The sequence below is a fragment of the Bifidobacterium sp. LH_743 genome (assembly GCF_056355775.1).
Window position 1 is genome coordinate 1 of the sequence record NZ_JBKESZ010000015.1, and the last position, 21,948, is coordinate 21,948.

Consider the following 21,948-nt stretch of genomic DNA (forward strand, 5'->3'; position numbering starts at 1 on the left):
TGGATCCGCATCTGCAAGGAACACGATCTGACGCGTTCGATGAGCGCGAAGGGATGCAGTCCGGACAACGCGGCCGCGGAGGGGTTCTTCGGCCGTCTCAAGCAGGAGTTCTTCCATAAACGCAGCTTCGCCGGCGTCTCGATGGACGGGTTCATCAACATGCTGGACGAGTACATGGTCTGGTATCGGGACAGGCGGATCAAGACGGAGTTCGGCATGAGCATCATGGACCGTCGACGCGAGCTCGGTCTTGTGGCATGATTGGTGGTGATGGAATCAATGACGAGTCCAACAAAACGGCACCAGCCCCCGCTGTACACGTTTATTTGACCATAAACAGCTCGGCGCGATGCCGAGCAAGCATATCATCGAGCTGAGCGAATACGCCGGCCTCAGACGGTTGATCAGCAGCGTCTTCTCCCTGTTCGACAGGCGCCGCAGATCGGCGCCTGGGTCTTTTTTTACGACCTCCACCACCTCCCGCATCAACGCGTTCTCCAGCTCCAGCTCCTCGACCCTGCGGCGCAGCGCCTCCGCGTCGTCGTTGCCGTCCCCGGCATTCCGGCTTCGCCGCGGCGCGGGCTTGTTGGACTGGCTGGCGTTCCTGTTCCTGGGTTGCAGCGCGGCCATGCCGCCCTCCCGGTACGCCTTGACCCAGTTGTGGACCGCGCCAATGCTCACGCCGAGCTGTCGGGCGGCCTGCTTCTGCTGCATGCCGCCCAGCACCAGTTCGATCGCCTTGGTCCTTGTCTCCAGTGGGATGATGGGTTTCGCCATATGGCCAGCATACCGGGGATCCGCCGCAAGCCAGCGTTCCAGGCACTGTCTGGTCGGGTATCCCAGGCGTTTCACCACTTGGGCCGTGGTCATCGGCGTGGTGAAATACAGCTCCACCGCGCGCTGTCTTTCCTCGGGACTGAACATATGATAATCCTTTCGTTCAGTCTCCAAGAAAACGTCCGCAGCCCCAATCCTTACCTAAATATCGCAAATTATGCGGAGAACGGTAAAGCGCATGATAAAGCTATGCGGCTCATTCCTAAGTTGGAGAAGATTATTTCGTTGAATAGCGATCCTAACTTTACTGATGGAAAAGAATATCTTCGGCACTGTCTCGAAGAATATGAGGGAGAAGTGCCGCTTTGGGTATTATGCAACGATCTCACTATTGGTCAGGTCTATTGGTTTTTCCAAGCTCAAAATAGCATTGTTCGCGGAAATATTTCTCGTAGCTTTACTGCTTTATATAAGGATTCACATCAGCATGGGGAAGAGATTACCTCGATACAGCTTGATAAAATATATCGACGGATAAAAGATTTCCGAAATATCTGTGCCCATGATGAGCGGTTGTATTGCGCACATCCGCATGACAGAAATATTACTGTATTTCAGCTTGTTAAGGATCTGCGATTAGTCACGGATAAAAAGCGATATCTGGAATTCCTGCAAAGCCTTGAATCTTTGCTTGTGAAACTGAGAAAGAATATCCCCAACCATTTTGATTACGTATGTTCCGAAATGGGCTTGCAAGATTTAGACGTATTGCAATCTTGGATGCAGACAAGCAGACAGTTGTAAGCATTGACAGCGCTTGCTCGTAACTCGAATTTTGAGCACTGGAATCCGATATGAACCCATGAGAGGTAAACATTTTGCTGGAATTCTCAGGGTCTCGCGATTCTCGGTATTTCCATCGTGTGGTGTCTCCAGTAATTATCGTCTAGTTATCGTTATACCCATGCTTGCGCGTATCCAGAGCCTCCTTCCAATAGGATTCCCTGGCGAGAACAACGTCTTTGGGCACGGTGAAGTCGTAATGTTCCAGAAGTGTGTAGCGGAAATGCGTCTGTACATACTCCAACCCGTACTGTTCCACAATGGCAATCAGCCTCGTATCGTTTCCGTGGCCATCGCGGATGTAGTCCTGCCAACGCTGGTATATGCCGTTCCTTCCGGTGGCGCTTCCCACATACAGATTCCCCGTCGCGGTATCGGTGATCACATACACGCCCTGCTGTCGTGACAACGTGCTCTTCCAGCTTGACTTGTCCTTGTCCCATATCGTCTTAAGTTGCGTATAGGAAAGGCTTACGCAGTCATAGCCTGGAAATTCATCGCCGGCATAGGTATCGGAAAGAACCTTTACAACGTGGATCTTGTCCAGCAGCCCTTCCGCCCATCGTATTGACCCCTGTTGCCCTTTGCCTTTGTGATAGCGAACGATGACCCTCCCGTAGAATTTGCGATATTCGGCCAATTCCTCGCCCTCATAGCCAACGTAATAGTCGGTGCCGTTATCCTCTCTCGGTCGATCAAGAGGACCGCTGATGTGCTTAATGCACGTGAACAGCCAAAGATCCTTGTCGTCGGGGAGGCGCACCAGGCCGATTACGTTCTCTCCCTTGTGCAGATGCTCCGCGTCCTTCCCGCTGTTGCTCTTCTTGCGGGACAGCAGCCACTCGGTGTTGAGCTCGTCAGGGTTGTTCATGAACACATAGATGGGATCGGACTTCGAAAAATGCATGATGAAACGGATTCTCGTACTGCCGATCTCCTCGTCCGTGAGGTGAAGCAGATCATTGAACATGATATCGTCGCACATACCCCCGATTATAGGTTGCGAGTAATCGCCGAACTGCGTTCCGGTTCCGCCGATTTCGGCTTGGAGTCATATAGGGCTCCGGTATCGAAGCAAGCGTCGCCAAAATCTGTAGAAACGAATGTCACCTTGCGTTCTGCGGGCAGGGACAGTAAAATAATCTCTTCCGAAATCAGGTCTCATATACTTGGGTGTGGGAGTTTTCCGTGGCAAAAGGAGGAGTCATGAAATCGTTGCAAATAGCGAATGCTTTTATTCTTCGCCATGGCTCTGATATTGACATCACGAATCTTGTGCTGAACAAACTTGTTTATTTCGCGCAGGTCGAATCCCTGCGCGAAACCGGAAAGCCGTTGTTCGAAGACAAGATCGAGGCTTGGTCCTACGGCCCAGTCGAGAAGGACGTTTATTACACTTTCCAGAAGTATGGGCGCAACAGGATTTCAAAGTCCGAGGGCGAAGCCGCAAAAGACGAACAGACTTTATCCGTTGTTGACAGGACGGCAAGGAAATACGGTTTTCTGACGGCATTCGATCTTGTGGGATTTTCCCACCGAAAGAACTCCGCTTGGAAGAATGTCTACAGGGAAGGAGAAAACGTCGAAATCACCAACGATGACATTCTCGCATCCGACGACGGCCTGACCTTCCCCAAAAACACTCTTGCATCTAGTTTGGATGAAGTAAATGCAAAATGGCAGAACACCTTCAGGATTCTGCGCAATGCCTGAGCAATACACTAACGAGTGGTGGCATATCCAAGCGCCGCCACTCGTCTTTCAGTCCGATGACCTCGCTGAGGCAATGGCACAGGCAATCGTTCAGGTACACAGGAAACAACTTGCCGACATCGGCGGATTTACCGTGGAAAGAACCAGCGACATCGGTTCCGTAAGCAGCGTTGTTGATTCAACTTTTCTGCTGGTATTCGGGCAATCGCCGAAAGAACGATTCGATGATCTGTTCCGGCAGGTGGCTCATCTCACCTTTCACCTAGCCAAAAATCACTATTTCGCTGATGGCAACAAGCGCACTGCGATGGCCATATCTTTGGCCATCCTGAAAATGGAAAGAATCGATTTGGACATCGATGATGACCCAGAGCCAAAACGAAATACCTTATATAAACTCATTTCCAGACTAGTGACGGAAGAAATCACGGAAGAACAATTTGCCGCAAGCCTGAGGAGAAGCGGACGTTTAACTGATGAATGATGACGGGCTGCCACCTGTCTGCTCTATCTGCCATGTCCTTTTCAATGCCGGTCTGTTCTGCGGGCTAGTTGCCCGCTCGCCATCCGCTCTTCAACAAATAACAATGAACCATTTCTCTCGTGCTTGATTGCCATCAAACTAGTGTCGTTTTTAGCGCTCGCCGTTACTCATTGCTTTACATGGATCTTTGATGGTGGTCTCCACAGTGTCTCCGCAGCCCCTATCTAGAAATATGAAAGGTAAGTAAGAAAAACCAGATTCCTGTATCAATGGGAACTCATCGGGTATTGGCTGAATCGTCCAGCGGGGGATTCAGCCTACTGCGCTTCAACTTGGAAACCCTATCCCATAGCAGTTCGAACCAGTGCCCGCGCCGCCGGTCGACAGTGACGGCGAATAGTGCCTGACGGATGAAGTCGAGCAGGGTGCAGGCCGCGTAGATCGCCAGCAGGATGCCGAAGATCTGCAGAATCGCGAGTGGCTGCTGGTAGAGGTTCTTCAGATTGAACAGCCGTGCCCAGAGCAGTTTCTCGGATGCGGCGTAGTCGGTGATCAGGTATACGGCGAACGCTGACTGCGCGATCCGGTTGATTATGCGGCTGTGGAAGGTGACACGGTCGAACAGTAGGAACATGCCGAAGCCGACCATGATGACGGGCAGTTTCCAATCGCCGACGATGAATATACCAATGTTGTGGCCGAGCAATGATAACGATATGGAAACGCAAGTGTAGAGCAGGAAGAAGCTAAGTCCGAAGCCAATCATCAGCCAGGTCTGCTTGGTGGTGAACGGTTTCATGTACCACTTGTAAGCAGAAATCAAGATGAACAGGTAAACAAAACCGAACACTCCGGTCAGGGTGGAATTTCCTAAAGTCTTGGGGATGAAACTGGTCAATCCCCATATGACCAGCACCATCGCTGCCAGCGCCAGATGGTATTCGCGGCCGAGCGCCTTCAGTCCCTTGGACAGAAAAGGGAGTAGCGCCAAGAAGATGGCGTATGCTGTGGCGTACCACCACACGCCCATGCTCGACGGCATGACGCTTTTCACCATGAGTTTCATGCCGATGTCGGCACGGTCGAATACGAGATAGAACGCCATAAGGATGAGACTCCAGAACAGGAGTTCGCGTTCCATGATCCACACGCGTTTGAGGTTGGATTTGATGGTTTGCTCTTTGTCGAGAAAGAACCAAGCGGAGATGGAGAAGAAGATGACGACGCCGACTTTGCCGCCGCCCTGCATCACGAGCTGGAAGAAGATGCGTTCCGGTCCCAGGGGGAGTTTCAGCACGTCATAGCCGTTGTGGACGATGAAGTGGTGCATGAGGATCATGAACATCGCGATGATGCGCAGCAGTTCGATGCTGGAATTCCTGCACCCCCCCCCATTTGAATTTCTGGAGTGTGCCGGTGCGGCGTGTCTGATGTGTGCGCCACTGCCGTTCGCTCTTTGGATGCTCTCGTCCATGATTCTCTCCTCTGACTTTGTTCTCTCGTGTGAAATTGTACGGGGCCGGAATGACTGCTGCGGGGAAGAGATACCCGCCACGCAGAAGAAATGTAGAAGGAATATTTGCTCGTTGCAAGGTTGCCGTTATTGCCTACCAAAGGTCACCGACTGCTGGCTTCTTTCGTCACGCGAGACATATGAAGCGATGGAGCTGTGTATTTATATAGCTTCAGGCTGAATTCTGCTAATAAAGTCTAAAAAGAGCCTTGAAGATTGAGATTTGCTGAGTTTCATGTATCATATCGTTGCAGTAGAGAAAAATCAGAAAACCAAGGGGCGGAATGAATGCTGCTCAATTTCACTGTTGAAAATTGTCTGAGTTTTAAGAGCGAGCAGGAATTTACCATGCTCCGCAAAGGTCAACATAGTGCACAAGATGAGCAAGGGGCATGGAACCGGATTTCCCCGGTTGCTGTCATTTATGGTGATAATGCTGCCGGCAAGTCGAATCTGCTCAAATGCATGAATTTTTTCTCTAACTTTGTGCGTAACAGTTTCGCACCTCGCGAAGGCATCAATACACAGCCTTTTTTGCTGGATAACGAAAGCGCAAAACAGCCATCGACGTTCTATATCGAATTCATCGCCAAAGACGAAAACCGCTACCAATACTGGTTCAGTATCGATGCCCACAAGGTGCGGGAGGAAGTGCTGTGGATGTTCCGTTCCGAAACTAATCGGCGCACCGTGATATTCGAACGTGAAGACGGAAAGAAGACCAAGATCGGCGCTCAATTCCACAACATAGGAAAGATTGCCCACCTTGTTCGGGAGAACGCGCTTCTCCTTTCGGCCGCGGCAGCACTGAACATTACAAGTGTGATGCCTGCATATGACACTATCGCAAATGGCATCCAGTGCTATCCCGCCGTAGATTTTGATAATTCCTTCGGAGTTTTCGTGCATCGAATCCGCAAGAATCCAAGACGGGCATTGTTGCTGTCGAAACTGATCAGAGTGGCCGATCTCGGTATAACCGATGTCGATTTCGAAGAAAAAGACGTTCCGGAAGAATTGCTGGAAGAACTGCGAAAACTGTCGGAAAGCGGAATATCGGGCAGTTCGGCCCCAGCAGGCGATGAGCCGCTGGGCGATTCCTCTAGCTCATCACCTTCCTCCGAGTATTTTATGCCTCGCGTACTGTTCAGCCATCAGGGGAGGGGCGTGATCCGTCAGCTTTCGGAACAGTGGGAATCGCAAGGTACCAAAAACGTGATGTTGCTGTTCGACTGGGTGCTTGATTCGCTGGAGCGACCTTCGATCACATTACTTGATGAGCCGGATGTCAGCATCAGTACGAGCCTGTTTTCTGAAATCATCAAACTGTATAGGGATCCGGCAACGAACCCTAACAACTCGCAGCTGATCTTCACTACACATAACGAGACGTTGATCAGTGCGTCGGGTACCGACGACCGGGTATTGGACCGAGATCAGATATGGATCGTAAAGAAAGACCCCAATACCGGTGAATCCACGCTGAATTGGCTGATGGATTGGAGCCCGAACTCCAAGGAGAATTTTGGGAAGAACTACCGTCATGGCGTATATGGCGGTCTTGCACAGCCGAATCTGTATGCGACCGTGAAAGAGTATTTCGACAATGCCAAAAACGCCGGAAAAGAATCCCAACGCTGATATGTAAGCATAGTGCAATAGATAGTTGCGCGTTGGCAACGGGATGAATGAATAACGTCTGAAGGGAGGAATAGTGGTACACAAGCCAAATGCCGGGCACCGGGGGAAATCAAAGCCGAGAAACAAACGGTTCCTCATCTACAGTGGAGGCATTGTTACAGAAGTGGAATACTTCCAATATGTCAGACGGCATTTGTTCGGAGACTATGTAAAGAACCTTCGGATTAAAAGCGGCGAAGTGGATGATCCGGTTCGTGTGGAAGCAGACGGAGTCGATCCCAAAACTCTTGTAGAGGGTGCGGCAAAGCTGTTGCGCGAAGACAAGAAGGACGCGAAGAAAGAGTCATATGATCCGTTTGCGGTGGTGTGGGCGGTGACGGACGTGGACGATTTCGGCAAAAACGGCGATAAACTGCGTGCTGCTGTAGACAAAGGACGTCAAAGCGGTGTCGAAGTAATCATCTCCAATCCGTGCTTTGACGTATGGCTGATTGACCACAAGCAGCCATGCCCCCTGTCATACACTCAGACTTCGGAATGCGAGAAGCTCGCTAAACGACTTGGGCTGATTGACATGAGCCGGAATCGAAATAATCCCAAGCACATTCGCCAGGAAGCGATAGTCGAGCAGTATGCCACGGCGGCTAAAAATGCACAAAAGCATATGAGTGAGCAACATCGTCGAATACGAGACAACAGACCCTCTAGCGGGGATTATGCGCCATGGACGGACATTCCGAAAATTGTGGATACGCTGATTGAAGAGTATAAAACATTGATTAATAAGGGTGAAGAAGAAACATTATAGATTCGAGGTAGCGCGTTCTGCTCGCCTTGCGTTTATATTGTTGCAAGGTCCGCCGACCGCGTTCGTGGAGGAGATCGCCTTCGAGAACGGTTGGATCACGCGCGACCAGCTCATGGAGTCAGCCGAGCGTTACTGCAAAAGCCCCTACGGCCAGCATCTCAAGGGCATCGCCGACGGCGAGATCATGCTCGTCCCCAACCAGAAGAGCTTATTCTCGAGAGATATCCATCTCAAGGATGCTTCCTGATTTTTTATAGATATCTCGATGCGGCGCGTATTTTGAGGGATATGTGTATATGCTGTATTGGGCAAAAGATTGAGGAAACGGTCAAGGATGTGTGGGTTTTCTTGAAAACTTTCTTGAGTACTGAGCATCCAGGGCTTAATAACGTTGCCAACTTTCTTACAGTTATTATTTCTGCTGCTTCTATCATTATTGCTTTTGCGTCGTATAACTACACGAAAGATCATGATCAGCAGATTGCTAAATTCGCGCAGGCGAATGAGATATCGTCTTGGGTGATGCATGATGCAAAAGGCAATATCCAGAAAACAGAGGATATGTCTTTGATGAAGGTCTCTATCGATAATGGTTCGGATCAGCCAATTTATGATGTCGTGCTCACTTCCGGAACATATCAAGGGGCCGGCTCCGACTATCTGAGCGGAACGGATTTCACTGCTTGTATCGGTACGGTCCCTCCGGGAAAATTCGCTACGTATATGTTCCTTGTCCTGGCGAAGGGATGCATGCACGTATCGAATCGGCCATTGCTTTTCGGGACAACAAGGGCAATAACTGGATTCGCGATGCCAAGGGCATCCTTTCCGAAATCAAAACGAACCCATATGAATACCTCAAACTCGATTTGCCGCCGGAGAATTGGCAATCCCTCAAGTCGGAAGGCGCATGACGTTTCCGTTTGAGTACTGAAATAACGGAACCGACCCCCGAAAGTCATATAATGACTAGCAAGAGAGACGCTATCAAAGGGGAGAGCATGGGATTCAGGATTCGAAAAAGCATCAGCTTGGGTAAAGGCGTGCGCGTCAATCTCGGCAAAAACGGCATCAGCAGCGTCACATTCGGCAAACGCGGAGCGCCACACGTCACAGTGGGGAAGCGCGGTACCTATGTCGGAGCCAGTGTTCCGGGAACCGGCATCAGCTACAGCCAAAAGATCTCAGATGAGAAGCTCGCCAAGGCGAAGAAAGCCAAGAAGAACACAAAACGATCCAAAGCGGATGCTGCACAACTGCCGCTGACCACTTCGCCAGTGGAAACCACCGTCATGCCATATCCTTCCGATGCGGACAAGCTGACTTTGACCAACACTCCGTCTGTCTCAACCAACGAGCTTTCAAACTCCAACGGGCCAACCGACCCTCCAACCGGTGGAAAACATACGAAAAAGTCCAAGCAGCCAGGCTCTTGGAAACGGTGGATCGTCATTATTCTCGTTGCCATCGTGGCGTTCGGCATTGGCAACATGAGCGCGGATCCAACGCAAAGCAGCCAATACAAGGAACTGCAGCGGCAATTGACTTCGCAGCAGGAACAGAACGACAAGCTGCAACATCAAGTTGACAAGCTCAGCCAGCAACTGGACGGCATCCAAGACCTCAAGAAACAGCTGGAGCAGCAGAAAACTGAACAGGATTCGTTGCAGAAGCAGCTTGACGAGCAGAAGTCCGAACAGGACCAGACGCAACAGCAACAGGATCAGAAACAGCAGGAGCAGGACCAGCGCCAATCGCAGCTCGACGAGCGTGAGAAGAACATTGCGCAGCGGGAGGAATCCAAGAAGAAGGCCCAGGAGGAGCAGAGGCTGGCCCAAGTCGCTCAGCAACAACAGCAGCAACGGCAGCAACAACAAGCTCCAGCGGCCACATCGCTTGGCACGGCCCACGGTGGCGCTTTCTGCTCAACCGCAGGAGCCACGGCCCAATCGGACCGCAGCTCCTCAATACTTACATGCAAAACGGCGGCTGATGGCCGTCTACGTTGGATGAAGTAATTTGAAGTGATTTGGAGTGTTTTGGAGCGATTACAGGCTGCGGATTTGCGAACCAAACGGCCACAGCGCCAGTTTGGCCATTTTGAACGACTGGATACCGAACGGAATGCCGATGATGGTAATGCAGTTCAGCAGTCCGGCGCACACGTAGCCGATCGCCATCCACACGCCGGCCAGCACGAACCACACGATATTGACCAGCACCGAGCCCACGCCGCCTCCATAGACCACGGTCTTGCCGAACGGAGTCAACGTCAGCCCCGCCATCTTGAACGCCTGCACGCCCAGCGGGATGCCGACGATGGTGACGCACAGCACCAGTCCGATGACGGCCCAGCCGGCGGCCAGGAACAGTCCACCCAGAATCAGCCACAGAATATTGCCAAGAAGTCTCATACCCACATGATAGCGGCATCCGGCAAGTGCCATATCAGCTGTGGGCGCAGAGAGGGCGTACAAGGAAAGGCGCTTAAGACGAGACGGAAACCGGCTCGAAACGAAAAGATCGAATCCACCTCACCTGTCAGCCTTGAAGACATAAAGAAAGGCTGGAAACCACAGCGGTTTCCAGCCTTCTCTTGAATCAGCGGACTTTAACCCCGAGCTACTTCTTGCGCTTGGCTCCGGAGCGGGACTTAGGAGCCTTGTGGCTCGTCTTGCCGCCCTCGTCGTAATAGTAGTAATAGTAGTAATTGTCGTTGTTGGAGGTCTTGCGCTCCTTCTCGAAGTTGAACACGAATCCAACAACCGGAACGTTGAGGTTCTCAAGCTGAACGGCAATATCCTTCAGATCGCGCTTCATGGTGACGTCGCGGCCGGAAACCAGTACCACGCCATCGCTCTTCGCACCGAATACGGCGGCATCATTGGCCACGACCATCGGGGAGGTATCCACAATCACGTAATCGTAGGTCTGCAGGGCCATGTCCAGCATTTCGGTCATGGTCTTCGAATTCAGCAGCATGGAAGCGTTCGGCGGCTTCGGACCGGCAGGCATGATATGCAGATTCGGCTTCCAATAGCGCTGCACCACATCCTTGACGGTGGCCTGTCCGGACAGGACGTGCGCCAAGCCAGCGCCGCCTTCCAAACCAAGTCGGTCGGCCACGGACGGGTGACGCAGGTCGGCGTCGATGAGCAGCACCTTGGCACCGTTCTCGGCCAAGGCTGCGGCCACATTCACGGAAACGGTGGTCTTGCCTTCGGACGGGTCGACGGATGTGATGACAATCATGCGGGCGTTGGAGCCTTCAACCTTCGACGTGAACGATAGGTTGGTGCGGATACGGCGGAATTCCTCGGAAATACGACCGGCAGGGGAGGAGATGATGATCGGCTTGATGCCCTTCAGACTGTCGTCTGTTGGAATACGGCCCATGATAGGGGCGTTGATGATGTCTTGCAGATCGTTGGCTTCCTCCACGCGGGTGGCCATAAGATCGCGAATGAGCGTGGCGAAGACGCCAAGGATCAGGCCGCCGACCAGTCCGACGGCGAGATACAGCGCCACCTTGGGGGAGCTGGGGGAGAGCGGCACGCTGGCACGCTGCACGATGGACAGCTTCACCGGTGATTCCTTGCCAGACGCATACAGCGACTTTTCCACTACGTTGCTCAACGATTCGGCTACCGCATTGGCGATGTCGGACGACTGCTTCGCATCGCCGCTCTGCGCGGTGATATTCACGAAGGCGGTGTTCGTCGGGTTCGTGACCGTCAGCTGACCAGCAAGACCCGCCACAGTAGTGTCGAGACCCAAGTCATCGATGACTGGCTTCAGCACGGATTCAGTGGTGGCCAGAGTCGGGTACGACTGAATCTGGTTAGTGATGTACGTACTGGCGCTGTTGATGTTGGAAATGTTATTATCCTGCACCGAGGAATCGCTGTACGTGGCGAACACCTGGGAAGTGGCCGAATATTTCGGCGGAACCAGGAACGTGTAGGCGCACACGGCGGCAAAGACCACCACAAAAGTGATGATGCCGACCACAATATGCTTGCGGACAATACGGAACAGGTCCATCAGGGTGATGCCGTTGTCTTCCGTTTCGGTAGGCTCAACCACTACCTGACCGTTTTGTGGCGCTGTACTTTCTGCTGCGGCCATGTTTCCCTCTCAGAGATTTTCAAAATCCAGAACAAACTCATAATAGCAAGGAGCCCTCCCAGATGGGGGAAAGCTCCTTGTGGGGGAGGGCGCTGAGCGTGACCATGGTTTCAGCTTGACTCCCTTACAGTAAGGGGTTATCGAGTGGTGGTATCAGCAATGGTCTGCAAAGCCTTGCAAATCTCCTGATATGAACGCTCGTAGACCGCGTAATCTTTACCCATAGGATCTTCGATATTGGCGGTATCGGGAATCATAGGGCGGATCATGCTGGCATTATCGATAACGGATTCGAGTCGTTCCTCGCGCGTATCGCCATCCATATACCCCTGTTCTTTGCAATACGCGCACATGTTGGCGAAGTCGTTGATGAGGAAAGTCCTGCGCGCCGCCGTTGGAGCGATCACCGCGATCTCCTTGCGCTGTTCGTGCTCAAAGCACAGAATCAGGCCGCTGCTGTTCGCCAGTTGCGGGGTGATGCGCTTGGAACGGAACTGTTTGGCATCGATGCCATGCGCGGCCAGCAGTTTTGCGCTGTTTGGCGCGATTTCATGCGCGTCGAGTCCTCTCGTGCCGGCGCTGTCGGCCTCGAGATCGGGCATATAGTGAGGGAGCAACAGCTCTCCCATGGGGGAACGGCAGACGTTGCCGGTGCAGACGAATACAACCTTCATCGGTTTCCTTCTTACTGTGTGGATTCACGTTTTTCATTGACTTAGTATTGTCAATGCTTGCGATCCAGATGTAGAAAAGGGGCTTGGGATTGGCCCAAGCCCCTTTTGCCTATGAACGTTATGTTCAGTTATTTTCCGGTTGTTCCGGCTGAATCAAATTCAGCGAGCGGAGCTCTTGCGAACGGCGACCAGGGAGATGCCAGCAGCGGCGAGCAGCACGACAGCCACAATGTACGGAGCGATAGCAGCGCCGGTGTTAGCAGTCTGAGCGGAGCCATTGGTGGCAGTGGTGGTGCCGCAATCGCCGGTAGCGGGGACGGTGACGTCGGCGCTGGTAAGCGCCTCGTTTGTGTCAGCGTTGTACAGGGTGGCGGTCACTTTGGTGTCATTGCAGGAAGCTTTGACGGTGAAGGTGGCAGTGGCGGTGCCATTGTCAACGGTGATGGGCACGATGTTGGACTTGGCGGCGGCGAGCGTGATGGCCGAAACGGCTTCAGACTCGGAAGCGACGTAGTACCTGCCCTTAGGCAGGTTGGTGAAAGTGAAGGTGACAGTGGAGCCTTCGACCTTGCCGGTTGCGCCGTACTGGTCGACAGCCATTGCGGAGTTGGCGGCGAAGCCGAAACCGAACACGGCGGCGATGGTAGCCAGGATTGCAACGATCTTCTTCTTCATGATCGTAATTCCTCTCTAATAAGTGGAAGTGTCTTCAGCAGTTCGCCTTGCGGTTCCCTGCTACTGCCTTGACTATACGCTTCCCATGGAATGGCGCCCTTCCCGTGGTGTGACGCCATTCGCACATATGTGACGGCGATGTCTCATCGTGTGACGAGCTTCGCACATGCCCCCGAATTGCCAAACATCGAATTTTCGTTGGAAACTCGCCGTTCTTGAGGAAAAATGGAAAACGACACGCCGAAGCTATTCCTCGTCGTCGAAACTGAACAGGTCTTCGACGGTGGTGTCGAGCGCCTTCGCCAAATCCATGGCAAGCCTGAGCGATGGGCAGTACTGTCCCTGCTCGAGTCGCCCGATGGTCTCGCGGCGCACGTTGACGAGATCGGCCAGGTCGGACTGTTTGAGCCCGCGTTCCATGCGCTTGATTTTCAGGCTAGTCTTCATCGTCTTCTCCGTTTTCCCCGCCCGCACGTTCCAGCCACAGGTATCGCGCGTCGGCGATGGCCAGCGCCAGCATGCCGAGGGTCGGCAGCGCCATGGCGGGAATGTTGAATGGCACATGTTCGAACAGCGAGACGATCATGCCGATGAAGCCCAACACCACCAGTGCCGCCACCAGTATGAAGAAGGTGAAGCGGATGGCGGTGGCCTGATGCTCGTCGGACAATTCGTCGCGGCGCGGATGCGCGCGGTTGTACACCATGGTGAGCCACAGTTCGCCGACAATCCAGAGCAGCGCGATAAGTGACATCATGATGATGCCGGGCCAGGTGCGATGCTGGAACAGCTGCGTTGCGCAGGCAACGGCGCCTACGAATTCGACGACCATGCGGAACGAAATGTAAAGATTGAATGTCATTTTCCACTCCTTGACGAGTCCCCTTGCATTCTATCCTGTCCTGTGAGGCTGATGCGGGCTGCAAATTTTCTGAAACACTTGCATTCTCGAATCATCGGCTGTCCGATGCCGCTCCCGTTGCGAATAGGGTGTGACAGCATGCTGATAGCGTTTGCAAATCGTCAGAAAAAGTGGTTCGTTGTTTCAGTTGATTTGCAGATAAAAGCACTCATTTTCATAGGGAAAAACATGATATTTTTAAGGATAACGTTTGCAAAACGAACGTTACCACATTGAATACGCAATGGAGCAGGGAGGGTAAGGTGCGGTTAAGCACTCATACGTTCGCCGGAATCGCGAACGCACTCACCAAAAAAGAACCTCCGCATGAGGTTCAGCCAGAGATGATGACTCGTGTGGAGCGCAGACGCGCGGAACGCAAGTCGCGTGCCGCCAAGGCTTGGAAGAAAGCTGCGGCTGGAGCAGTGGCGGTCGCCACGCTGTTCGGCGGCATGGGTGTGGCATCCACCGCGCTCGCCGCTGACCGCGACAGCTACCAGGATACGGTCGGCAACGCCACGTTCGAAGCCGCCCGCCAGCAGTATGGCCTGACCAAGCATATGAAGAACGGTGCCATCCTGCATGCGTGGATGTGGTCGTTCAAGAACATCACGGCGAACATGGAAGCCATCGCCAAGGCCGGCTACACCTCCGTGCAGACCGAGCCGATGAGCAAAATCAAATATGTTCCGGCCAACGGCAAGAAGTTTGACGAGAACTGGTACTACGTGTACCAGCCCGCGAACACCTCCGTCGGCAACTTTGTGGTTGGTACTGAGGATGATCTGAAGGAAATGACCGCTACCGCCCACAAGTACGGCGTGCGTATCATCGTGGATGTGGTGGCCAACCACTTCACTTCCGACTGGTCCGCCATCGACTCTGACTGGCAAAACACGGATTACTTCCATAAGCGCACCGGCTGTGACGGCCCCAATGGTGAGATCAAGGATTATTCCAGCCGATACAAGGTGACGCAGTGCCATCTGCTCGGTTTGTGGGATTTGAACACGCAGAGTCAGACCGTGGCCGACCGTATGCAGTCCTTCCTGAAGGAAGCCGTTGCGGACGGCGTTGACGGCTTCCGTTACGATGCGGCCAAGCACGTCGAGCTGCCGAGCGAAGTCTTTGACAACAAGCAGTCAAACTATTGGAACACCATTCTGAAGAACGGCGCGCAGTTCCAGTACGGCGAAGTTTTGCAGGGCGATTCCGGCCTTGATTACAAGGCATACGCCAATATGTTCCGTGACAATTCCTCCGATGGCGGCGGCAACACCGCGTCCGCCTACGGCGGCACGATCCGCGCAGCCATAAGTTCGGGCAATCTGAGCACCAAGATGGTGCAGAGCATCAGCACCGGCGGCGCCAACGAGGACCAGCTCGTCACGTGGGTCGAATCGCACGACAACTACGCCAACAAGGAACAGACTGGTTCCGATGGTGTGAAGAAGGGCGTTTCCACTGAGCTGACCGATTATGAGCTCATGATGGGCTGGGCGATTGTCGGCTCCCGTAAGGCTGGTGCGCCGCTGTATTTCAACCGTCCGAAGGAATCCGGTGGCAAGGACCAGAACGGCAATATCAGGCCTCAGTTCGCTGAGAAGTCCCAGCTGGGCGATACCGGCGACGACATGTGGAAGAACAAGTCTGTCGTCGCGGTCAACCACTTCCGCAACGCCATGGATGGCAAGAGCGAGTATCTGCAGAACTGCGGAGACAAGTCCTGCCTGATGATCGAGCGTTTCACCAAGGACAAGCAGGCGAATGACGGTGTGACCATCGCCAACATGGGCGGCGAGCAGAACCTTGCCGGCATGTCCACCAACCTTGATGACGGAACCTATCCGGATGAGGTCAATGGTGGCAAGCTCGTGGTCAAGAACGGCAAGATCGAATCCGGCACCGCCAAGGCCAATTCGGTCAGCGTCTTCTATATCAAGGGCAAGGTCCTGCCGTACGTTTCCGCCGAACCGGCATCCATCGAATTCTCTACTGACAATGTGAAGGTGACGCTGCATGCCGTGTATGCCGGCAACCTGAAGTACACTACATCCGAAGGCAAGACCGGCACATTCGAGGACGGAAAGGTCATCTCCGTCGGCGACAGCCTGTCCGTAGGGCAGTCCGCCACCATCACCGTGACGGGCACCGCATCCAAGACGGTTGAGAATGTTCAGCAGGGCACCACGCTTTCTAACAAGGTGACTGTGAAGAAGGTGGAGGTTCCAAAGCAAAACCTTGCTTCGCAGTACGGTACCAACAAGGTTGGCACGGGTGTCAAGAAGACCATTAACTTCACTGCTGGCAAGGACGCAAGCATTGCCGATTGGGATAGTTCCATGCTGATTGCGCAGGGCGCAGCCAACGACGATCCGCGTGTGTACCGTCCGAACTCCATGTATGAGGTTCCGATCGATCTGTACGCACTGTATGGTGCTTACGATGACGACAACCTGTACCTCATGTGGGAAATGACCAATGTGCAGGATGTGGTTGATCCTGGCGATGACTATCCGCTGAGCCAAGGCCATCTGTGGCAGAACCAGAACCTGCCGTTCCACATTGCCATCGACACCAGGGATGACAGCACCAGCATCGGTAACAACGGTGGTCTGCAGACAGGCGGTTCTCTGTGGGCGTCCAACATCACTTGGGGTGGCGAGCAGAAGCTCAACAATGTGGTGACCATTTCCACCAACGGTTCCAACGGACCGTGGATCTACAAGGGCGATGAGACCGGTTTGAACGCCAACGCCGCGTATGGTCCTGCAGCCAATGCCAAGACCAACACCAAGAAATCCGGTATCAAGTTCGGTTACGGCAACGGCATTCTAAGCAAGGACGTCATCGGCATCGACGGTGGTTGGGGCGAAAGCAACGGCCGAGTCGTCGGCGATATGAAGGCCGAGAACCAGAACAACGCCAAGTGGGTCAACTTCAACGAGAAGGGCCACAATTCTGCTCAGATGGATGATCACTACGAGATCGCCATCCCGCTGGAAGAGATCGGCACCACCGCTGACCGCATCGCCTCGAACGGTATCGGCATTGAGCTGGCAGCCACCTTCGGTCTGTCCGCCATGGATTCCCTGCCGTACGATTTGGCGATGAACGACAACGCCGACCTGCCTGATACCAGCACCCAGGTGAACAACTCCTTCGAGAAGTCCGATGAAGATATGTTCACCGTGAAGATGGCGAACATCGGTGGCGAAGAGCCTCCGGTCGAAACCAAGTCCGTGAAGATCAACCAGGGTGATTACACCACCGACATCACCGACGGCGCCACCACCAAGCAGCTGACCGCCACCACCGACCCGGCAGGCAACTCCGTTTCGTGGAGCTCCTCCAACACGGCGGTCGCGACCGTCAACTCGAAGGGTGTGGTTACCCCGGTGAAGGCCGGCAAGGCCACGATCACCGCGAAGTCCGGTAAGGCCACCGCTTCGATCACCGTTACGGTGACCGGCATCAAGAAGCAGCCGCCGGTTGCTGCGAACACCATCTACGCCACCAAGCCTGCGGGTTGGAGCCAGATGTACGCCTACGTGTACACCGGCGACGGCGCGACCGCGGTGAACAACGCGGCATGGCCGGGCGAGAAGATGGAAGTGGCCGACAACTGCGATCAGACCGGTTACAAGTACGTTGTTCCGGACAACCTCGCCAAGGGCGCGAAGGTGATCTTCAACGACGGCGGCAACCAGCAGTTCCCGGGTTCCCGCCAGCCGGGCCTCGACTACGCTGGCGGTACCGTCAGCTGGGACGGCTCGTCCACCGCTCTGACCGCGATCAAGTGCGAGACCCCGGTTCTGGTGTCCTCCGTGTCGATTTCGGGTGATGGCGTGTCCAATGGCAAGCTGAGCCTGAAGGCGGGCGCGTCCGCGCAGCTGACCGCCACGGTCCTGCCGGAGAACGCGACGGACAAGACCGTCGCGTGGTCGAGCTCGAACGAATCGGTCGCCAAGGTATCCAACGGCAAGGTGATCGGCGTGAAGGCCGGCACCGCCACGGTCACCGCCTCGGCGGGCGGCAGGAGCGCGTCCGTGCGGGTGTCCGTCACCGTCCCGGACGAGACCGTGGACATCACCTTCAAGGCGTCCGACGTGTCCCTGAAGGCCGGCGAGACCCTGTACGCGGTGGGCGACTGGGGCCAGGCCGACGCGTGGAAGCGCGCCGGCGGCGCCAAGTTCACCATGCAGGGCGGCGAGCTGCTCGCCTCCGCCAAGGTGAGGAAGGGGCATGCCATGGCGTTCCGCCTGATCAAGGTCGACGTCGACGGCAGGACCACCTGGGATCCGGCCAAGGACCGCAAGGCCACCGCCGACGCGTCCAAGACCCTGAACGTCACCTGGGACGGCACCGTCTCCCAGACCGTGGACGTCACCATCAACGCGGCCGCGGACCTGAAGTCCGGCGAGACCCTGTACGCGGTGGGCGACTGGGGCCAGGCCAACGCGTGGAAGCGCGGCTCCGGCGTCAGGCTCGCCAAGAGCGGCAACATGTACACCGGCACCGTCCAGGTCAGGAAGGGTCATGCCATGGCGTTCCGCCTGATCAAGGTCGACGCCAGCGGCAGGACCACGTGGGATCCGGCCAAGGACCGCAAGGCCACCGCCGACAGGACCAAGAGCATCGGCGTGGCCTGGGATTCGTCCACGGTCAACGAGGACGGCGTTCCGCCGGTCTCGCTTTCCATCACCGGTGCTGGTGTCAAGGACGGCGAGCTGTCGCTTTCCGCCGGTTCGCTGGCCCAGCTGTCGGTCGCGGGCTCCTCGTCCAAGGCCGACATGTGGTGGTCCGATGGCGCGGCCGTCGCGGTGTCCGGTACGGGCAACGTGTATGCCGTGCAGGCGGGCACCGCCAAGGTGAGTGCCAAGGTCGACGGCAAGACCGTGTCCGTCACCGTCACCGTCAAATAACTGAAAAACGTGCTAGGGCCCGGCTTTCCTCGCCATGGAAACCGGGCTCTAGCCCTACCCAGGCAACAACAATTCAATGAAGGAAGATGATGAAACAATCAGCAACACTTGCTCGTCTGAGCAAGAAGACCGTGGCACTTCTCGCTGCGGCCACCACGCTGTTCGCGGGTCTTTCTATCAGCACGGCCGCTCCGCAAGAGGCCAGTGCCGCAACTCGTGACAGTTATGCCGACACCATTGGCAATCCAACCTTCGAAGCGGCCCGTCAGAAGTACGGTCTGCCGAAGGACATGAAGGACGGTGCAACCCTGCACGCCTTCGAATGGTCTTTCAAGACCATCATGGAGAATATTCCGGATATCGCCAAGGCCGGTTATACCTCCATCCAGACCGAGCCGATTGTCAAGATCAAGGACAACCGTAAGCTCGGCACCGGTAACTGGTACCTCAACTGGTACTACGTGTATCAGCCTACTGACATGGCCATCGGCAACTACGTGGTCGGTTCTGAGGCTGAATTCAAGGAAATGTGCAAGATGGCGCACCAGTATGGTCTGCGCATCATCGTCGATTCCGTATCCAACCACTTCACCTCCGATTTCGATGTGATCGAAGGCAAGTGGAAGAACAAGGCCTACTTCCACGCCGATAAGCAGATTTCCGATTACAACAACCGTGAGGACTGCACCCAGAACAAACTGTCCGGCCTGTGGGATCTGAACACTCAGGACGATACCGTTGCTCAAGGCATGCATGATCTGCTCGTGCAGACTGTTGCCGATGGTGCTGACGGCTTCCGCTATGATGCAGCCAAACACATCGAACTTTCCGATGAGGTGTTCGGCGGGAAGCAGTCCCACTACTGGGACACTATTTTGCAGAATGGCGCCCAGTACCAGTATGGCGAAGTCCTTGAGGACGCCAACGTCCGTGAAACCGACTATGCCGAACTGTTCAACAATAGCTCTCCGCGTGGCGGCGGCATCACTGATTCCAGCTATGGCCATGAAGTGCGTAACGCCGTGCAGTTCAAGAACCTTAGCGCCAGCCACTTCACCTCGCACAGCAAAGTGACGGAGGACAAGTCCGTCAACTGGGTGGAATCGCATGACAACTTCGCCAACGGCGAGGCCAATATCCCAGCCGAGCTTTCCGATGAATGGATCAAGTATGGTTGGGCCGGCGTGACCGCGCAGAAGAACGGTATGAGCCTGTTCTTCGATCGTCCATACCGTGACGGTGGCACGTATGGCACCACCCAGGGTCCGTTCACTGAGAAGTCCAAGCTTGGTGACGCCGGCTCAGACCTGTGGAAGGATCCGGAAGTTGTAGCTGTCAACCATTTCCGTAACGCTATGGTCGGTAAGAATTCCAGCATCTCCAACTGTGGTGATGACAACTGCCTGATGGTTGAACGTTACGCCGGTTCGGCGGCCGAGGATGGCATGGTGGTGGCCAACGCCAACGGCGCTGACAAGAATCTTGCCGGCACCGGCACCAAGCTCGCCAACGGAACCTATACGGATGAAGTGACGGGTTCCACCATCACTGTTTCAGGTGGCAAAGTCACTTCTGGTACGGTGAAGGGCAAATCCATTGCTGTATTCTCCAACAAGAGCCGCTCCGGCAAGGTTTCCACCGCTGAAGCCTATCCGAACAAGGGCACCATTCCTGGCACGTCCAAGACGATCACGCTGCGTTCCTACCAGTCCACCAACACCACTTATTCCACTTCCGATGGACAGTCCGGTTCCTACAAGGATGGTGACACCATCGAAATCGGCAGCAAGGCCAAGTCCGATGAAGTGGTGACGGTTACGGTGAAGGGTACCGGTGCCGACGGCGAAGCCATCAAGCATACGTATTCCTACACCAAGTATGGCGATCCGACATATGATCCGAGCGATGGTACTTCCAGCCCGTGCGACAAGTACTGCGTGGAGTACATGGAGAAGAACGGCTTGGATCCGGATTGTTATATTGACGCCAAGGAACCTTGCCATCCAAAGAATGTGACCGTTACCGCCATCAAGGTTTCCGGTGACACCTCCATGGATCTCGCTTCCACGCAGAGTGTGCAGCTCAAGGCGGACGTGACGACCGATCCGGCAGGTAAGCGTCCTTCCGTGACCTGGACATCTTCCGACACTTCTGTTGCCACCGTTGATTCCAAGGGCAAGGTTTCCGGTCTCAAGGCAGGAACGGTGAAGATCACCGCCACCGCTGGAACGAACCAGAAGTCCGCCAGCATCACCATTACGATCACCGGCGAAAAGCCGGAGGTCTCCAACGTGATCTACGCCACCAAGCCTGCCGGCTGGAGCAAGATCTATGCGTACGCGTACAACGACACCACGTCCAAGAACAACGGTAAGTGGCCAGGTGTGGAAATGACCCAGCTGACCGCTGACGATTCCTGCGCCAAGGCCGGCACCTACAAGTATGAGGTTCCGGATCTGGGCGAAGGTGACTACCGTGTGATCTTCACCAACGGTTCCGGCGCTCAGACCCCTGGCGCCAGCCAGTCTGGTTTCCAGTTCTCCGGCAAGGTCAGCTGGGATGGCTCCAGCGCTGCTTTGACCGCGGTGGAGTGCAATGCTCCGAAGCCGGTTCCGGTGTCCTCCGTGTCGATTTCGGGTGATGGCGTGTCCAATGGCAAGCTGAGCCTGAAGGCCGGCGCGTCCGCGCAGCTGACCGCCACGATCCTGCCGGAGAACGCGACGGACCGGAAGGTCACGTGGACGAGCTCGGACTCGAGCGTGGCGAACGTGATGGGCACGGGCGTGGTGACCGCGGGCCGGAAGGCCGGCACCGCCACGGTCACCGCCTCGGCGGGCGGCAGGAGCGCGTCCGTGCGGGTGTCCGT

The 21,948-nt window shown here is 54.9% G+C and carries 19 protein-coding genes and 1 pseudogene; 11 read left to right on the top strand and 9 right to left on the bottom strand.

Annotation, left to right across the window (positions count from 1 at the left end):
• Nucleotides 1-261 (top strand): IS3 family transposase (locus AC1ATL_RS10440; protein WP_476570171.1); only part of this gene is annotated, 261 nt, incomplete at its 5' end.
• Between the two features lie 15 nt (nt 262-276).
• Here AC1ATL_RS10440 and AC1ATL_RS10445 read toward each other — a convergent pair.
• Nucleotides 277-924: a helix-turn-helix domain-containing protein gene (locus AC1ATL_RS10445; protein ID WP_476570172.1), complete on the bottom strand. Its 648-nt coding sequence runs from the start codon at nt 922-924 to the stop codon at nt 277-279.
• Here AC1ATL_RS10445 and AC1ATL_RS10450 point away from each other — a divergent pair, their 5' ends adjacent.
• Entirely contained in the window at nt 925-1,581 is a 657-nt protein-coding gene (locus AC1ATL_RS10450; RefSeq protein WP_476570173.1) for an Abi family protein, read from the top strand.
• A 142-nt stretch (nt 1,582-1,723) separates the two neighbouring features.
• On the opposite strand, the gene AC1ATL_RS10455 is transcribed toward AC1ATL_RS10450, so the two are convergent.
• Nucleotides 1,724-2,605 (bottom strand): GIY-YIG nuclease family protein, encoded by an 882-nt coding sequence (locus AC1ATL_RS10455; RefSeq protein WP_476570175.1) that lies wholly within the window; start codon nt 2,603-2,605, stop codon nt 1,724-1,726.
• A gap of 221 nt (nt 2,606-2,826) precedes the next feature.
• On the opposite strand from AC1ATL_RS10455, the gene AC1ATL_RS10460 reads away from it, so the two are divergent.
• On the top strand, nt 2,827-3,333 hold the full coding sequence (locus tag AC1ATL_RS10460; RefSeq protein ID WP_476570176.1) for a Panacea domain-containing protein: 507 nt from the start codon (nt 2,827-2,829) through the stop codon (nt 3,331-3,333).
• Nucleotides 3,326-3,817, top strand: a complete 492-nt coding sequence (locus AC1ATL_RS10465) for a type II toxin-antitoxin system death-on-curing family toxin (protein WP_476570177.1) — start codon at nt 3,326-3,328, stop codon at nt 3,815-3,817. Before AC1ATL_RS10460 ends, AC1ATL_RS10465 begins: the two co-directional genes overlap by 8 nt.
• 277 nt (nt 3,818-4,094) lie before the next feature.
• Here AC1ATL_RS10465 and AC1ATL_RS10470 read toward each other — a convergent pair whose 3' ends face one another.
• Complete coding sequence (locus AC1ATL_RS10470) at nt 4,095-5,156, bottom strand: acyltransferase family protein (protein ID WP_476570178.1); 1,062 nt, start codon at nt 5,154-5,156, stop codon at nt 4,095-4,097.
• A 462-nt stretch (nt 5,157-5,618) separates the two neighbouring features.
• Between AC1ATL_RS10470 and AC1ATL_RS10475 the strand changes: the two genes are divergently transcribed.
• From AC1ATL_RS10475 to AC1ATL_RS10495, 5 genes and pseudogenes are all read left to right on the top strand, one after another.
• A complete protein-coding gene (locus AC1ATL_RS10475; protein ID WP_476570179.1) occupies nt 5,619-6,971 on the top strand; it encodes an AAA family ATPase in 1,353 nt (450 codons plus the stop codon).
• A gap of 73 nt (nt 6,972-7,044) precedes the next feature.
• Entirely contained in the window at nt 7,045-7,779 is a 735-nt protein-coding gene (locus AC1ATL_RS10480) for an RloB family protein (RefSeq protein ID WP_476570180.1), read from the top strand.
• 43 nt (nt 7,780-7,822) lie between these two features.
• A pseudogene (locus AC1ATL_RS10485) lies at nt 7,823-8,026 on the top strand (hypothetical protein); the annotation flags it as partial.
• Nucleotides 8,027-8,139: 113 nt separating this feature from the next.
• Nucleotides 8,140-8,706, top strand: a complete 567-nt coding sequence (locus AC1ATL_RS10490; RefSeq protein ID WP_476570181.1) for a hypothetical protein — start codon at nt 8,140-8,142, stop codon at nt 8,704-8,706.
• 74 nt (nt 8,707-8,780) lie between these two features.
• Nucleotides 8,781-9,797, top strand: coding sequence for a DUF4236 domain-containing protein (locus tag AC1ATL_RS10495; RefSeq protein ID WP_476570182.1), 1,017 nt, complete (start codon nt 8,781-8,783; stop codon nt 9,795-9,797).
• A gap of 30 nt (nt 9,798-9,827) precedes the next feature.
• Here the strand turns inward: AC1ATL_RS10495 and AC1ATL_RS10500 are convergent, their stop codons facing one another.
• From AC1ATL_RS10500 to AC1ATL_RS10525, 6 genes are all read right to left on the bottom strand, one after another.
• Nucleotides 9,828-10,193, bottom strand: coding sequence for a YccF domain-containing protein (locus tag AC1ATL_RS10500; protein WP_204442897.1), 366 nt, complete (start codon nt 10,191-10,193; stop codon nt 9,828-9,830).
• 208 nt (nt 10,194-10,401) lie between these two features.
• Nucleotides 10,402-11,907: a tyrosine-protein kinase domain-containing protein gene (locus AC1ATL_RS10505; protein WP_476570183.1), complete on the bottom strand. Its 1,506-nt coding sequence runs from the start codon at nt 11,905-11,907 to the stop codon at nt 10,402-10,404.
• 137 nt (nt 11,908-12,044) lie between these two features.
• On the bottom strand, nt 12,045-12,581 hold the full coding sequence (locus AC1ATL_RS10510; protein ID WP_217063476.1) for an arsenate reductase/protein-tyrosine-phosphatase family protein: 537 nt from the start codon (nt 12,579-12,581) through the stop codon (nt 12,045-12,047).
• Nucleotides 12,582-12,740: 159 nt separating this feature from the next.
• The gene (locus AC1ATL_RS10515; RefSeq protein ID WP_476570184.1) at nt 12,741-13,256 is read right to left on the bottom strand and encodes a hypothetical protein; all 516 of its coding nucleotides are present in this window, start codon (nt 13,254-13,256) and stop codon (nt 12,741-12,743) included.
• A 246-nt stretch (nt 13,257-13,502) separates the two neighbouring features.
• Nucleotides 13,503-13,703, bottom strand: a complete 201-nt coding sequence (locus tag AC1ATL_RS10520; protein WP_476570185.1) for a helix-turn-helix transcriptional regulator — start codon at nt 13,701-13,703, stop codon at nt 13,503-13,505.
• Entirely contained in the window at nt 13,693-14,118 is a 426-nt protein-coding gene (locus AC1ATL_RS10525; RefSeq protein WP_476570186.1) for a hypothetical protein, read from the bottom strand. The genes AC1ATL_RS10520 and AC1ATL_RS10525 overlap by 11 nt, the downstream gene beginning before the upstream one ends.
• 386 nt (nt 14,119-14,504) lie before the next feature.
• Here AC1ATL_RS10525 and AC1ATL_RS10530 point away from each other — a divergent pair, with 386 nt between their 5' ends.
• Both AC1ATL_RS10530 and AC1ATL_RS10535 read left to right on the top strand, forming a co-directional pair.
• Nucleotides 14,505-19,082 carry an Ig-like domain-containing protein gene (locus AC1ATL_RS10530; protein WP_476570188.1) on the top strand — a complete coding sequence of 1,526 codons (4,578 nt, stop codon included), beginning with the start codon at nt 14,505-14,507 and terminating at the stop codon, nt 19,080-19,082.
• A gap of 89 nt (nt 19,083-19,171) precedes the next feature.
• A partial coding sequence (locus tag AC1ATL_RS10535; RefSeq protein WP_476570187.1) for an Ig-like domain-containing protein occupies nt 19,172-21,948 on the top strand: 2,777 nt, incomplete at its 3' end.

Coding starts and splice junctions, on each gene's coding strand:
- AC1ATL_RS10445 (WP_476570172.1), bottom strand. CDS start 924: ATGTTCAGTCCCGAGGAAAGACAGCGCGCGGTGGAGCTGTATTTCACC.
- AC1ATL_RS10450 (WP_476570173.1), top strand. CDS start 925: ATGATAATCCTTTCGTTCAGTCTCCAAGAAAACGTCCGCAGCCCCAAT.
- AC1ATL_RS10455 (WP_476570175.1), bottom strand. CDS start 2,605: ATGTGCGACGATATCATGTTCAATGATCTGCTTCACCTCACGGACGAG.
- AC1ATL_RS10460 (WP_476570176.1), top strand. CDS start 2,827: ATGAAATCGTTGCAAATAGCGAATGCTTTTATTCTTCGCCATGGCTCT.
- AC1ATL_RS10465 (WP_476570177.1), top strand. CDS start 3,326: ATGCCTGAGCAATACACTAACGAGTGGTGGCATATCCAAGCGCCGCCA.
- AC1ATL_RS10470 (WP_476570178.1), bottom strand. CDS start 5,156: ATGATCCTCATGCACCACTTCATCGTCCACAACGGCTATGACGTGCTG.
- AC1ATL_RS10475 (WP_476570179.1), top strand. CDS start 5,619: ATGCTGCTCAATTTCACTGTTGAAAATTGTCTGAGTTTTAAGAGCGAG.
- AC1ATL_RS10495 (WP_476570182.1), top strand. CDS start 8,781: ATGGGATTCAGGATTCGAAAAAGCATCAGCTTGGGTAAAGGCGTGCGC.
- AC1ATL_RS10500 (WP_204442897.1), bottom strand. CDS start 10,193: ATGAGACTTCTTGGCAATATTCTGTGGCTGATTCTGGGTGGACTGTTC.
- AC1ATL_RS10505 (WP_476570183.1), bottom strand. CDS start 11,907: ATGGCCGCAGCAGAAAGTACAGCGCCACAAAACGGTCAGGTAGTGGTT.
- AC1ATL_RS10510 (WP_217063476.1), bottom strand. CDS start 12,581: ATGAAGGTTGTATTCGTCTGCACCGGCAACGTCTGCCGTTCCCCCATG.
- AC1ATL_RS10515 (WP_476570184.1), bottom strand. CDS start 13,256: ATGAAGAAGAAGATCGTTGCAATCCTGGCTACCATCGCCGCCGTGTTC.
- AC1ATL_RS10520 (WP_476570185.1), bottom strand. CDS start 13,703: ATGAAGACTAGCCTGAAAATCAAGCGCATGGAACGCGGGCTCAAACAG.
- AC1ATL_RS10525 (WP_476570186.1), bottom strand. CDS start 14,118: ATGACATTCAATCTTTACATTTCGTTCCGCATGGTCGTCGAATTCGTA.
- AC1ATL_RS10530 (WP_476570188.1), top strand. CDS start 14,505: ATGACTCGTGTGGAGCGCAGACGCGCGGAACGCAAGTCGCGTGCCGCC.